Below are 12,819 nucleotides of genomic sequence, written 5' to 3' on the forward strand. Positions count from 1 at the left end.
AAAAGTGTCTCGTACCTAAAAAGTTAACAAAAAAGATCATATCCAGGGCTATTCAACAGAAAGACCATCGTACAGTAGAAATAATTAACTGGAATTATGAGCCTTCATTGAGAGCGACAGCACAACCAATCTTTTTCTTTGCCGCCGTCCGCCATTTCGCGATCAGATCGTTGGCTTTGTTGCGTGATAGCGTCTTGCGCCACGGCTCAAAGATGCCGCAAGGAATGATCTCGCCAGTGTTGAGGTTGGCGCGATACACGCTATCAAGCACCGTCACTTCATTACCCTGCGCAAGCTGTACCGCCTGTGGCTTGCTCAGTGGCACCTGCCGGATCTCCGCCCAGCGCTGGATTTGTTCGGCCAGTGCAGTAATGCCTGCTGTTACCGGTTGCTCCGCCTGCCTGATGGCGCATGCGGTGCGGAGGTAACTGTCGGCGCGGCTGCGGTCATAATCCGAACATTCGCCGCTGACAATGGCTTGCGCCAGCAATTCGAAATCATCAGCGGGCGATTTACGCCGCTGCGGTGGCTCACTGTGCAGGCTGGTTTGCAGTCGGTTTCGTTGCGCCCTGGTCGGCTGCTCGAAAGCCAACTGTTCCGGCTCGAGCTGGTACAGATATTCCTGATCGTCCGGTGGTTGATCGCCGCCCGGTTTTGTCTGTTTTTTGGCCTCGGTACAGTTATTGACACAAGTCCTAGAGGGCGCGGACGCGCCCGGCAGGTCAAAATCAAAACCAACGTCAAGGTCAACGGCCTGGCCTGCGTCGTCCGGCTTGGCGTTCATTTTCACTATTCGGTAACTGTGAAGGCGGGTTTCAACGGGTAGCAACGCCATGCCTGGCATGTATACCCCTTTGATGATCGGCAGGTATTCGCCGTAGGCGTTTGGCTCATCTTCCTGCTTGTAAAACGTGCGAATGTGCAATGCATCGCGGGTGACAAATGGGCCGCCCTGTAACTGTACGTATTCGTCCCACCACCCTTGATCGGCAGCGCGGTGGATCTCGGCAAACAGGGGGTTAATCTTGTCGGCCATTTCCTGATCACTCATCTTGCGCAGTTCGCGCCAGACCGACACCGGTGCACCGCCGAGAAACTGAAACTGTCTGATGCCCCAGCAGGAAGCCCACGCTGTTGCGTGTTTGGCGGTTTCCTTTAGCGGTTTGCCGCTTTCGTCGTCTACTTCACCGTCAAGTGCGTGACCGTCAATATTTTTCGAGACATATTTCACGACGTAACCTGTTGCGCTGCCAACTGACGCATCGATCGCTTTCATTTCGAAGCGTGGTCGGTTGCCGTGCTTGCCTTGCAATTCTTCTGCATCTTCACGCGTGGCGTAATCTTCCATTACTGCGGCCAGGGCACTGCTGTGCTCTGGGGCGGTAAATAGCAATCCGTGCCAGTGCGGCGTACCGTCGTGATGCGATTCGGCAACGCGCAGGCCAAATACAGGTATTTCACGGCGTGCCAGTTCGGCGCGGATCTGTTGCCATAGGCGAGTGAGGTAGCGCTGAGTTTTGCGCGGGCTGGCCCCGTTCCATTTTGCGTTACGGTGGCCAAACATGGTGTAAGCGTGGTATTTCGACGGAGCGGTCAGCGTAAAGAAACTACCGGTAAACCCCTCACTATTTGCCACTTTCTCAAAACCGCCGATGCGCGTCATGAGTTCTACCCGGCGTTTTACCGGGTTGGAAATACTTTTATCAATCTGCTCTACCAACGAGATGCGCTCTTTGGTTTCTTTATCTTCCAGCTCAAGGTGGCTCATTATCGCGCGGCTGCGCTTGCGGCGTGCTTCCCATTCGTCAACATGATGTTTGCTGCAATACGGTGCTGCGCCGCGTTTCACATCACCAAAAGCAATGTGCAGATGTTCACGCCAGCGCGTGGCGTATTTGCACAGATTGCGCACCCAAAAGCGATCATCTAGCATCCTGCTGACTGCTGATGTGGCTTTATCAACAGATATTTTCTTGCGATCAGAGAATGGCGGGAGCAGGCGGAAAACCGCTGTTAAATTGGACGCTTCAGAATATAGGTTTTGAACTAGATCTTTATCGCTGGCTGATGCGAAGACGTGATTAACCTCGCTCAGCGCTCCCGTCATATAAATGGCAATATCCTGCGCCAGCAGTTCTATATCTTCGCGGGTAAAGTCAGGCAAGTGATTGAATCGTTCGATCAGTCCGTTCAGGTTGGTAAATGTGTGATAGAGCGAATTAAGGTGCTTGAATGCGTCGGTGTAAAATCCTGCTGGCCTGTCGCTATCCTGCTGGATACCATATTGCTCGGTCACCATATTGATGACCGGCAAATCGCGCCGGATGATATCGCGCAACGCTAAGCGGGCTATGTGTCGCCCCTTCATGTTGTGAATGCTGTCGATGCGTGACGCAAGGCGTTGGCGGATAAAACGCGGAAATGGCTTAAGTGTGACTGCCACCCAGCCTAAAAACTCTTGCTCTTGACCCAGTTCAACGAGATCAACAGCAGGAGTTTTATCAACGAATATTGCGGCTTTTGGTTTGTTCCAGTCGTATTGATACCGGACACTGCCGGTAACAATGCCCGGATAGGGTAAGGGATCAGAAGGAGCGCGGCGCCCGCGTGAATCGGTCATTTATCTATGCGCCCGCCTTGTCTATATTGTACGTTGAACATTCCCATGTAAGAGCGATGTACAATGAACCGAGACAATGGAATGCACGACATGGGCAATGCGCCTTATTACACCGATAAAATATCCTTCCTTGCTGATTCGGATGTACCAAGCCAGACATTTATTCTTCGCCCTGCGGCTGACTTGCTTCGTGATTGCGATTTGCTTTTAGAGCGCACTCATAGGCACATAGCAGAGCGCTGGCCTCTCTCAAAAGCTGGTCGAAGAGAGATTGCACAATGTGTGGGGCTTTATTTACCCAAATCAACTCCGCTGGTATTAACTTGATTTCACCCTCAGCCATGCCCGCCAGTGTATTGGCGACAAAGAACTCTGTCGGTTTATCAGTGATGAACTCCCCAGAAAAACCCACCAAGCCGTCAAAACCTTTAACCTGGCCGTATTCATTGAGGCGCAACATATTGCCAACCGAGTAATCACGGTCATTAATGCGGATTTCTGCCTTTTTCTCTCCGCTGACTACTGCCGCGAAATACTCAGGCAGGATCTTGAGATCGTGTTTTTTCATAGCGCTGTAACCATCCGATATTGACGTCTTGAATTCGTGGTGAACGGCTGGCGATCATTTCGCTGGCCGTGGCTTCTCCGCCGGTGCGGTTCCCCACTGCGCGGGGGGCGGTGATCGATTGAATTGAGAACGCGTGATAGAGATGGCGCGCTGACTCAGTGTCACAGTTTGAAATGACTACCGGGGCGCAGCTCTCGGAGAGATTCATTAGGTCAATGGTTAAATCGACGTGATCGTTATGAGAGAAACCGCCAGTGTGATAGCTGGAAAAATTGGCTGTTTTAGAGATGGGTAAATACGGCGGATCGCAGTAAACGAGATCGCCAGATTTGACCATTGACAGGGTTTGCCTGAAGTCTGCGCAAACAAACGTTGCGCGTTTGGCTTTCTCTGTGAAAGCTAAGATCTCGTCTTTTGGGAAATAGGGTTGTTTATATTTCCCGTAAGGGACGTTGTATTGTCCTGATTTGTTATAGCGGCACACGCCGCCGTAACCGTGGCGATTCAGGTATAGGAACGTTATTGCCCGATCCCACTGCGTAAGGTTGCCCCCTCTAAATTGCTCCCGCAACAGGTAATAGCTTTCCTCATCATTGCTCACGCTGAATAGAACTCTGGCGTGCTCAATAAAGTTATGAGGGTCACCCTGGATCTGCTGGTACAGATTGATCAGGTCTGGGTTGATATCGGCAATCAGATATTCGGGATAGTCGGTATTCATCATGACGGAGCAGGAACCGGCAAACGGCTCTACCAGTCTTTTGGCTGCTGGTAAGTGTTTAACCAGTTCAGTCATGATCTTGGCTTTGCTGCCAACCCACTTGACGGGGGAGCGAATCATAATCCCTCCTCCTTTTTGGTGTTGCTAACAAAGACTGTAAAACTGGTTAATTCCTTACCCTCATAAATCGCCGCGATCACTTCTGGGGCGATCAGCGCATTGATGATGCCAATCATGCCGACCAGAAAAACGCCATCGCAGATACCTACCATTGCCGACGTATCGCGCGCGAACTCCTCTGAACAACTCACGCGATAATCTACTAGGGAGGCAATAGCGCCTGGATCTACCTCAAGTAATGAATTGAGGGTATCTACAACATGTTGTGCGTTTTGTTTTTCCGGTGTCATATTGAGCCCTCTTTTGTGACGTTTAGCTGTCGGATGTTCGCCCAGGCTCTCAGGGTTGAAATGATCTGATCAGCGCTGGCGTGATTGGCTTTCAAGGTATCGAGCTTTGATTCCAGTGCATCTAACAACTGAAGCCGCGCGGATAGGCGGGCATCGGTTAGCATCTGCACTAGTTCGGTGTTTATTTCCGGGTTGGTCATATATCCCTCGTTAAATTCAGGATGAGCGAGACCCGGCGCCATAATTGGCACCAATTGCTCATTTGCCGGGGTGGATATTTAAAATGGGTGCCGGGTAAACTCATGCCCGGCTCATGTTTCCGTGGTAGCTATATTTCGCCTGGTGCTGTCCATTCTTGTAAGGACACAGGCTTAATCAACTACGGGAACCTTTTGCTATTTGAGAGCGCACCTTGAAGCACAGATTCGCTCTCAAATAGGGCCGGGCAAACCGGCCTAGGCTGCAAACTGTTCCGCGCCAAACGGCTGCGGAATATCACCTGCATTGCACTTGCTGACGATGGCCGCAAGCACCGTGGCGGATTCAGTATCGCCAGCGGCTTCGGCGGTGCTCAACAACCCCTCAAGGCCAACGCTCAGACGAAAGGCATAATCGTTCTGCGAGTATTCGCGCACAGCATCGGCAACGGCTGACGCCGCGCGCATGTTCTCGGCCTTAAAGTGGTACTGCTGCAACAGATCGTTGATAAGGATGCTGTAAGCCTGTTTCATTGCTGATCCTCTGCATTGCTACGTTTTGCCTCACGGCGGCTACGGTAATCACTCACAACCAGCACCACTGACAGTACGGCGATGATTGCCAGCACAATCAGATGCGCAGTGGCGTCGGGTGATAATGTCTTGAGGAAATGGATCATCAGCACCCCCGAAATGGACGGGGTTTAATCCCGTTGAACCGCCAGTGATATGCCGTGGCCTCCAGCGCCCTGGCGGTTTCTGAGTCACCGGCATAGCGTGCTGCGCCCGCCAAGTCTTCTAAATGAGTTGCAGCGGTCTGCATTTGCAGTGTTGCACTTTGCCAGCTATGGCGCTGCATGCGTTCATCAAACTTGGCGACTATGGCGTTTGCCGCTGCGTAGAATAAATTACCCATTATTGGCCCCTGTCTGATTGATTATTGCCGGGGTTTTTAACCACGCCCGGCGCGTGGGTTTTTGTGCTAATGTTCTTGCGTCTGGTTTTTTCCACAGCAGGAGAGGCAGACGCAATAACCACTCACACACAAGGAGGTCGTATGACCGACAGAGAAGATACCTTCCAGGGTACGCATAGCGACCGTGGGGATCTTGTTCCGAACCATGTTGTTCACAAGCCTGCCAGTCCTCAACGATCCGATCAGGGTTCTGGCGGTGATTCCAATCAATCGGCGGGAGGTAACTCCGGCCAGTAGGAGTAAAACCATGAACGAGCAGCCGTCTTATGATGAAAAACACAGTCTGTATTACAGTTACAATCTGGAAGCCATGAGCGCGACGCTTTATCGCCGTGTAAATGATCTTTCCTCTTTCATTCTGATTATTCTGGGTAGTGCCATCGCCGCAGGTATTCTTAATGTTTTCTTTCTCGGTGTGGCTGTTACTGTGATTTCCGCTTACCAATTTATTTACAGGCCCGGTGAGGCGGCTGCAAAAGCCAGCGCGCAAGCGCTGAAATATGAAAGGCTCATTCATGAGCTGCATTTTCACGGTATGACTTCTGAGCAACTGAGTGGTGCTATCAGGAACCTGATTGAGAATGACACTCCAACGCTTGGCAGTTTTCGCAACCCGGCGCATATAAGGGCTCATATTGCATTGGGTATGACTCGCGATAATGCAATTATGGAAAAGAGAAAACTCAACCTCTGTGAGCGTTTCCTTTCTTTCATTGTCGGTGGCATACCGATGTAATATGTTCACTGCGTGAATCCTCCATAAAAGCCCTTTTGCAAAATAACTTTTAAAAGAGGGCTTTATTTTTAAAAGCCTTTCTTTTTTTTATTTCTGCATTCTTTGTCATAGACTGCGGCGTAATAAAGCACGATAGCTGCGCCGATAATTAGCAATCCAAACGGCAATACATATTCAATGAAACAAGCCATTTCAATTCCTTTGGGCTTTCATGGAATAGAGCTGATCGATATAACCAGTAGCCTGCGCCTGAGCGTCAAACTTGCCATAAGACTGATCACCCTGGCGAACGTGGTAACGGGTGATCGGCTGGCAGGCTTTGCGGGGCAGCTTAATAACGCTGAAACCCCGGTATATGCTGGTGTGGTTGCTGAGTTTTATAAGCGCGTGTTGCATCTTTCATTCCTCAGCTATTAGCGATTGCATCTTTCAACATGGCGACGAGGTTCACTTCAACCCGGTCATTGGCATTCTTCTTTTCGCGGATAATGATCCGGCCGTCACGAACCATGGCACGGCAGGTTCCAATAGGGATTTTTGTCATTTCTGAATAGGCTTGCAGAGAAACATATCCAGTGGGAACAGTGATATTGATAGTGAAGTTCGCCATACAGTCCCCGTTATTCGGAAGTTATTGCTGCCATGCCGCGCAGATGAACAAGGCGGGCCATGCTGGAAATGGAGCGGCACTCTTTTGCTGCAAGTGCTTCTAATTCCAAGCGTTCCTTATCCGATAATCGCATCGGGATAGGGTTTTTTGAGGTGATACCTTTTGGCAGGCGTGATCGCTGCTCATGATTGACTTGTGCCATAGTGCTATATTGTGATCCACTAGGTTATCATGAGTTACATTATTTGCAGAAATCTGCAAATAGTCAATATGGAATTGCAGAAAAATGCAAATTGGGGATCGACTACGCCTGGAGCGTGAGCGTCTTGGTTACACGCAAACGGCTATGGCGAAGGTGTGCGGGGTCGCTTTTCGTACTTACTGTGATTATGAGGCAGGCAAAACAGAGCCAAAGGCATCGCTCCTTAATGCCATGCATGAAGCGGGAGCAGATGTGATGTTCATATTAACTGGGCAAAATACACCTGTTCAGGACATCTCTATGGAAGAGCAAAAGTTAGTGCAGAATTTCCGCGCTATGGATGAGGCGGCACGTTTAAACATACAGGCGGTTGGTGATGCGTTCGCGCAATCAAAACCAAAATTAAAAACAAGTGATATTTAATACGGGTTTTATGGAGATTAATATATTATGGATGCACAAAGTATTTATAATTATGCTCGTAATAAAAATAAATTAATAACCAATCTTATTAGTATAATTGAAGGTATTCTAAGTGATGGGAGGGTTGATGAGAAAGAAATTTTATACCTTGATACATGGCTTCTTGAATCTGAGTTAATAAGTAGAAACTATTGCGTTCGAACTATACGAGCTAGAATTTCAGATATCTTATCTAATAGAGTTATCGATAATAATGAATTAAAGTTCTTTCAGTCTGATCTTATTAAAATACAGAAAAAGTTACTTGATACACCGAAATTAGATCTTTATTCGGAGGAGTCAGATAGGCATCTCTTGGAAGGATTGTGCAAAGGGGTGTTGGCGAATCAAGAACTGAATGATCTAGAGATTCGTTACCTTAAGTGGTGGCTTTCATCTAATGCTGCTCTTAAAAATAACTTTCCCGGAAAGGAAATTTATATACTTGTTGAGAATATTCTTGCCGATGGTGTTATCACACCAGAAGAAAGGGCGTCATTGAAAGCTGCACTAACTTCTTTTACTGGATGCGATCTTGAAGTTGGTGTTGTTGATGGCTTGTCTACAAAACTTCCTATTGATGACATTGATTCGCTTAACTTAAAAGGGGCGTTAGTCTGTCTTACTGGTGAGTTTCTTCTTGGTAAAAGAAGTAAGTGCAAGACCGAAATTGAGTCTATGGGCGGCATTGTTTCAGATGGTATAACTCAAAAGATTGATTATTTAATTGTCGGTACTCTCAGCGCTAAAGATTGGCGTTTTCAAAGCTATGGTCGAAAAATAGAAAAAGCCATCGAATATCGCGATAACAAGAATATTCCACTGAAAATTATCAGTGAAGAACAGTGGAAAACATTATCTTGCGATACGATTTACTGACTCAAAAGGTTGTCAAGGATATGGTTGTTGATGCGTTCGCGCAATCTAAACCGAAATTAAAATCTAGCTAATATCTTTCTGGGGGTTACATGGAAGTTTGTCAGAAAACAATATGTTTCACCGGTTTTGATAAAGTAAAAAAAAATGAACTTATAGACATTGCTAAATTAAACGGCTTTATAGTCAGGGCTGACATCACTAAAGATCTTAATTATTTATGCTGCGGTAATAACGCTGGCCCAAGCAAAATTAACAAGGCTAAAAATAATAATTCAATACTCCTAACATGTGATAGCTTTTATGAGCTTTTATCAAAAAAATCATCGTGTAGTGCGGTCGAACCTTTTGATTCTGAAGCTTATTCTGCTGAAGAAAAGCGTCCTATCTCTATTTACGATGAAAATGATTTTCTTGATTACCTATGGTCTGCAATAGATAAAGGCTCAAAAATATCAATTACTTATCATGGTGGAAGCCGTGAAGGTGAAAGGAGAAGCATTGTTCCCTTGTCTCTGATGGAAAATTTTGTTTTGCGAGCGGTGGATCTTTCTAGCCCCGGAAGAGAGGTTAAGTCTTTTAGTATCGGCAAAATTGAAATTGATGGTATTGAAAACTTTACACCTCCGGTAATGAATGGTCACTCTAAACCCAAAAAGAAAAAATATCGACTTGGAATATATAAAAACATAGAGGATGTCAGTCTAGCTTTTCGAGACACTCTAGTTGGTATGGGGTGGCATGTTGCTACTTATGAAGATGAATATGGTGAATGCATTCGGCTTGATGTATGTGATTTTTTCAAGAATGGCAAACCTCGTAAGACACCCGTTGCTACCTTGTATTTTTCCCCTGAAAATAAAATTAGGCCGTTTGTCTGCAAAAGTCGGGATATGGAATCGGCCACGACTTATAGCAATTTAGATAATGCCGCTGAAATGTTCCTTTCTTTAGCTTATGCAGAGTCTATTGATGATGAGGTTGAGACTTCTAGCTGATGACTGTAAGCAAACTCCCCTCCGGTAAATGGCTCTGTGAATGCTACCCCTACGGGAAGGCTGCCGGTAAACGTGTACGTAAGCAGTTTGCAACCAAAGGTGAGGCGCTTTCTCATGAGCGCAAGCTACTGGCGCAGCGGAATAACAGCGAGGTATCAATCAGCGCGATCACGCTTGCGGAGCTTGTGCAACGCTGGTACGACATGCACGGCAAGACGCTTGAATCTGGTGATTCTCGACTGGTGAAGTTAAAGGCCATCTGTGAACGGCTCGGTAATCCGTTGGCTCATGAAGTCGATAAGAATATGTTTGCGGTTTATCGTGAACGCCGCCTAGCTGGTGAGTGGTTGGCGAAAGGCCGCAAGGCGGTTAAAGAAGCCACGGTTAATCGCGAACAGTCATACCTGCACGCGGTGTTCTCGGAGCTTAAGCGCCTGGGTGAGTGGGATGGTAATAACCCGCTTGATGGGATACGCCAGTTCAGGGAAGGGGATCAGGAATTATCATTTCTTTATGATGATGAGATTAAACGGCTGCTGGCAGCGTGTGATGAGTCGGAAAACAAAAGCCTCGGTTTGATTGTGCGGGTTTGTCTAGCTACCGGTGCGCGGTGGGGGGAAGCAGAATCGTTGCGTCAGTCGCAAGTTTTGCCTGGCCGGTTATCGTTTATCAATACCAAGAGCAACAAGAACCGCACGGTGCCGATCTCAAAACGTCTGCATGACATGCTACCGAAAACGCGCGGTGAGTTGTTTTCACCTGCTTACGATGCTTTCAAGCACGCGCTGAAAAGAGCCGGTATCGAACTACCTACAGGCCAGCGTACTCACGTTTTGCGGCACACATTCGCCAGTCACTTTATGATGGGTGGCGGTAATATTCTGGTACTTCAGCAGATACTTGGTCATAGCACAATCTTGATGACAATGCGTTATGCGCATTTTGCACCTGATCACCTGGAAGCGGCACTAACGCTCAACCCGTTTGATAAGATTTCAGATTGAGATTACCGGTAAAAAAAGTGGCTCCTTAAACAGGCTATGCTTAGTAATGAGCAACTATCGGTAATTCTAAGTCACTGACTTTTAATAACTCATTGATTTTAAAAACATACTGTTATTTTTTAAAATCCCTCGGCTTATGGCTGTGCGGGTTCAAGTCCCGCCCCGGGTACCACATTGATTTACAAAGAATTTTAGACCGCCTTAAGGGCGGTTTTTTTGTGTCTGAAACCGCCTTTCCTAACATCATTTCCCGATAGATTAATTTTCAATCAAAATTATTGCCCTCCAACTACCGGCACAATCTCGGTTTTGCGGTCATATCTGGCAGTCTGCGAACCAATTAAAATTTAACAAATACAAGCAAAATCTGAAATCCCTCAGCTTATGGCTGTGCGGATTCAAGTCCACCCCGATATCATTACAAAATCCACAGGTTAGTTGCTTTTCCTTTATCTTCTACTCTTCGTAATTCACCGATACCAAGTGGCTTGCAAGTGTACATTTGAGCAGATACGCTGTTATTCACTGTAAGTTCAAGGGGTTCACGCTATGGATAGCAACACTTTTCTTTACCCGAAATCAGGCCGTTGGGGTAGGTTGGTCAACAAATTATTATCAAATCGGCTATTGCTGCGCGGGCGCCGTGCTTTGCTATCACGGTTACCTTTTCTGCAACTGGCGAGTGAGGCGACGGATATCGTCTACTGCACCTGGGTCATCGACCTGGAAGCTGCCGCAAACTGGATACCCGCGGGAGTACGACTGTCACAGCACGATGGCAAGATATTGTTCACCATCCTCACCTATTCGCACCAACACTTCGGGCCTAGGTTAGCCGGGCCGTTACGCCGCTTTTTCCCTTCGCCACGGCAGAGTAACTGGCGGTTTTATATCGATACGTTACCCGGTAACGTTACCCACGCCGGCACGGTGCTTTTTGTGAAGAACATTTTTGATAATGCACTGTATGCCATTGGCAGCCGATTATTCAGCGATGCTTTACCTTCTCACCTGGCCCAACGTTTTGAACATTCAGTTAATGATGGGCTATACCACACCACGTTGCGATCGGGTAATGGTAGTGCACCTGATTTTCACTGCCAGGCACAGATGAGCGCCAATAAGCACTTACCCGCAACCTTTACTCCGTTCTTTGATTCCTGGGATGCTGCGGTGAAATTTTTGTGCCTGCAACGCGGTGCAGTTTCCTATGTCGAAGACTGTGAACGTCTTGCTTACGCAGAAATCGAATTACCCATCGATGTAACCTCGGTCATCCCATTAGAGGTTATACCGAACACCATCAGTAGCCCGTTTCTTACCCAGATTGGCGCTGTAGGTAAGCCGTTATGCTTTGTTGTGCCACGGGTGGAGTTTCGCGTGTTGTCTGAGCATTTGTTGTAGAACAAAGTGGTTAAAGGAGCCCATTCAAAAATATCAACTTTTTTGCAGACGGCTCTGTTGGAGCATCCATTGGCGGAAAGCGACAATCCGCCAATCCTCAAAGCTGCTTTCTGGGTAAACCAGGTGGTAAGCGTAATCTTTCCCAAGACTGACGCCGATATCGAACAGCTGTATTAAGCGCCCTTGGGCAATTTCATTGTTGACCATTGCCAATTCAATAAGCCCTATTGCCCCGCCTTCAATCACGGCTTGCACGACATGGCTCGATTCGGAAAATGCCAGGCAGCGGCTATCATCAAAGTTTTCAATACCTGCGGCAGCCATCCACATACGCCAGTTTGGCCAGACGAGGTTTTCGACTTTGCAGTCTACATAGCAGAGTGTTTGTTGGAGTAAATCTCGAGGTTCTTTTAGGCGGATACCGCTTGCTAGCAGCTCTGGGTTGCACACCGGCACAATGGCCGTATCAAACAGACGTTCTGCGTGAGCCCCACGGTAATTCCCGGCACCAAACCGAATGGCGATATCCACATCGTCAGCATCAAAATCCCGTAGCTGGTCGCTAATGTCAAAAGTGAGTTCCAGATGAGGATGCGCCGCCCTGAACTTGGGTAGCCTTGGTAACAACCAGTTAGTGGCAAATCTGGCTCCCAGAGAGATATGCAAATGGGAAGCTCCCCTGGATATTCTTTTGGCGTTACTGGTAGCGCGCTGCAGCGTATCCAGCGCCGTAGTAGTTGCTTCAAACAGGAGAGCGCCGGCAGGAGTGAGTTGGATACTGCGGCTGGTACGTGAAAATAACCTGATATCCAGCTGTGTTTCGATTTCTTTGATCTGATAGCTGACCGCTGCCGGAGTCAGCCCCAACTCGTCCGCCGCATGGGTGAAATTCAAGTGCCGCGCAGCGGCCGCAAAGGTTCTCAATGCTCGGGTACCAGGGAACATGCGTTTCATCGATCATCAAGCCAATTTTAATAATAAATCAAAAATTACTCGTTTTTCAGCAGAAATTCTATGGGAGATGATAGAAAAACT

At 47.7% G+C, this 12,819-nt stretch carries 18 protein-coding genes; 7 read left to right on the plus strand and 11 right to left on the minus strand.

What is annotated here, in order from left to right; genetic code table 11:
• Window positions 1-94 precede the first annotated feature (94 nt).
• From Z042_RS14210 to Z042_RS14240, 8 genes are all read right to left on the minus strand, one after another.
• Window positions 95-2,620: a replication endonuclease gene (locus tag Z042_RS14210; protein ID WP_024911022.1), complete on the minus strand. Its 2,526-nt coding sequence runs from the start codon at window positions 2,618-2,620 to the stop codon at window positions 95-97.
• 160 nt (window positions 2,621-2,780) lie between these two features.
• Window positions 2,781-3,188: a DUF3850 domain-containing protein gene (locus Z042_RS25680; protein WP_024911021.1), complete on the minus strand. Its 408-nt coding sequence runs from the start codon at window positions 3,186-3,188 to the stop codon at window positions 2,781-2,783.
• On the minus strand, window positions 3,157-4,029 hold the full coding sequence (locus Z042_RS14220; protein ID WP_037405868.1) for a DNA adenine methylase: 873 nt from the start codon (window positions 4,027-4,029) through the stop codon (window positions 3,157-3,159). Before Z042_RS14220 ends, Z042_RS25680 begins: the two co-directional genes overlap by 32 nt.
• On the minus strand, window positions 4,026-4,319 hold the full coding sequence (locus tag Z042_RS14225) for a hypothetical protein (protein WP_024911019.1): 294 nt from the start codon (window positions 4,317-4,319) through the stop codon (window positions 4,026-4,028). Before Z042_RS14225 ends, Z042_RS14220 begins: the two co-directional genes overlap by 4 nt.
• Window positions 4,316-4,561 (minus strand): hypothetical protein, encoded by a 246-nt coding sequence (locus Z042_RS14230; RefSeq protein ID WP_045784796.1) that lies wholly within the window; start codon window positions 4,559-4,561, stop codon window positions 4,316-4,318. The genes Z042_RS14225 and Z042_RS14230 overlap by 4 nt, the downstream gene beginning before the upstream one ends.
• Before the next feature lie 213 nt (window positions 4,562-4,774).
• Window positions 4,775-5,050, minus strand: coding sequence for a hypothetical protein (locus Z042_RS14235; RefSeq protein WP_024911017.1), 276 nt, complete (start codon window positions 5,048-5,050; stop codon window positions 4,775-4,777).
• A complete protein-coding gene (locus Z042_RS26030; protein WP_154666966.1) occupies window positions 5,047-5,196 on the minus strand; it encodes a hypothetical protein in 150 nt (49 codons plus the stop codon). The genes Z042_RS14235 and Z042_RS26030 overlap by 4 nt, the downstream gene beginning before the upstream one ends.
• Window positions 5,196-5,432, minus strand: coding sequence for a hypothetical protein (locus tag Z042_RS14240; protein WP_024911016.1), 237 nt, complete (start codon window positions 5,430-5,432; stop codon window positions 5,196-5,198). The genes Z042_RS26030 and Z042_RS14240 overlap by 1 nt, the downstream gene beginning before the upstream one ends.
• A gap of 307 nt (window positions 5,433-5,739) precedes the next feature.
• On the opposite strand from Z042_RS14240, the gene Z042_RS14245 reads away from it, so the two are divergent.
• Both Z042_RS14245 and Z042_RS26765 read left to right on the plus strand, forming a co-directional pair.
• Window positions 5,740-6,228, plus strand: a complete 489-nt coding sequence (locus Z042_RS14245) for a hypothetical protein (RefSeq protein ID WP_024911015.1) — start codon at window positions 5,740-5,742, stop codon at window positions 6,226-6,228.
• A 177-nt stretch (window positions 6,229-6,405) separates the two neighbouring features.
• Window positions 6,406-6,645, plus strand: a complete 240-nt coding sequence (locus tag Z042_RS26765) for a hypothetical protein (RefSeq protein WP_024911014.1) — start codon at window positions 6,406-6,408, stop codon at window positions 6,643-6,645.
• On the opposite strand, the gene Z042_RS14255 is transcribed toward Z042_RS26765, so the two are convergent.
• Both Z042_RS14255 and Z042_RS14260 read right to left on the minus strand, forming a co-directional pair.
• Window positions 6,635-6,838, minus strand: a complete 204-nt coding sequence (locus Z042_RS14255; protein WP_024911013.1) for a hypothetical protein — start codon at window positions 6,836-6,838, stop codon at window positions 6,635-6,637. The genes Z042_RS26765 and Z042_RS14255 overlap by 11 nt on opposite strands.
• 10 nt (window positions 6,839-6,848) lie before the next feature.
• Complete coding sequence (locus tag Z042_RS14260; RefSeq protein WP_024911012.1) at window positions 6,849-7,040, minus strand: hypothetical protein; 192 nt, start codon at window positions 7,038-7,040, stop codon at window positions 6,849-6,851.
• 84 nt (window positions 7,041-7,124) lie between these two features.
• Here Z042_RS14260 and Z042_RS14265 point away from each other — a divergent pair, with 84 nt between their 5' ends.
• From Z042_RS14265 to Z042_RS14285, 5 genes are all read left to right on the plus strand, one after another.
• Window positions 7,125-7,463: a helix-turn-helix domain-containing protein gene (locus Z042_RS14265; RefSeq protein ID WP_024911011.1), complete on the plus strand. Its 339-nt coding sequence runs from the start codon at window positions 7,125-7,127 to the stop codon at window positions 7,461-7,463.
• A 27-nt stretch (window positions 7,464-7,490) separates the two neighbouring features.
• A complete protein-coding gene (locus Z042_RS14270) occupies window positions 7,491-8,381 on the plus strand; it encodes a BRCT domain-containing protein (protein WP_037405863.1) in 891 nt (296 codons plus the stop codon).
• 89 nt (window positions 8,382-8,470) lie between these two features.
• Window positions 8,471-9,376, plus strand: a complete 906-nt coding sequence (locus Z042_RS24595; RefSeq protein ID WP_024911009.1) for a BRCT domain-containing protein — start codon at window positions 8,471-8,473, stop codon at window positions 9,374-9,376.
• Window positions 9,376-10,380 carry a phage integrase gene (locus Z042_RS14280; RefSeq protein ID WP_024911008.1) on the plus strand — a complete coding sequence of 335 codons (1,005 nt, stop codon included), beginning with the start codon at window positions 9,376-9,378 and terminating at the stop codon, window positions 10,378-10,380. The genes Z042_RS24595 and Z042_RS14280 overlap by 1 nt, the downstream gene beginning before the upstream one ends.
• A gap of 549 nt (window positions 10,381-10,929) precedes the next feature.
• Window positions 10,930-11,784, plus strand: coding sequence for a DUF2071 domain-containing protein (locus Z042_RS14285; RefSeq protein ID WP_024911007.1), 855 nt, complete (start codon window positions 10,930-10,932; stop codon window positions 11,782-11,784).
• A 33-nt stretch (window positions 11,785-11,817) separates the two neighbouring features.
• Here the strand turns inward: Z042_RS14285 and Z042_RS14290 are convergent, their stop codons facing one another.
• Window positions 11,818-12,738, minus strand: a complete 921-nt coding sequence (locus tag Z042_RS14290; RefSeq protein ID WP_024911006.1) for a LysR substrate-binding domain-containing protein — start codon at window positions 12,736-12,738, stop codon at window positions 11,818-11,820.
• Between the last annotated feature and the right edge of the window lie 81 nt (window positions 12,739-12,819).

It is taken from the genome of Chania multitudinisentens RB-25, assembly GCF_000520015.2.
In the GTDB taxonomy this organism is placed as follows: Bacteria; Pseudomonadota; Gammaproteobacteria; order Enterobacterales; family Enterobacteriaceae; genus Chania; species Chania multitudinisentens.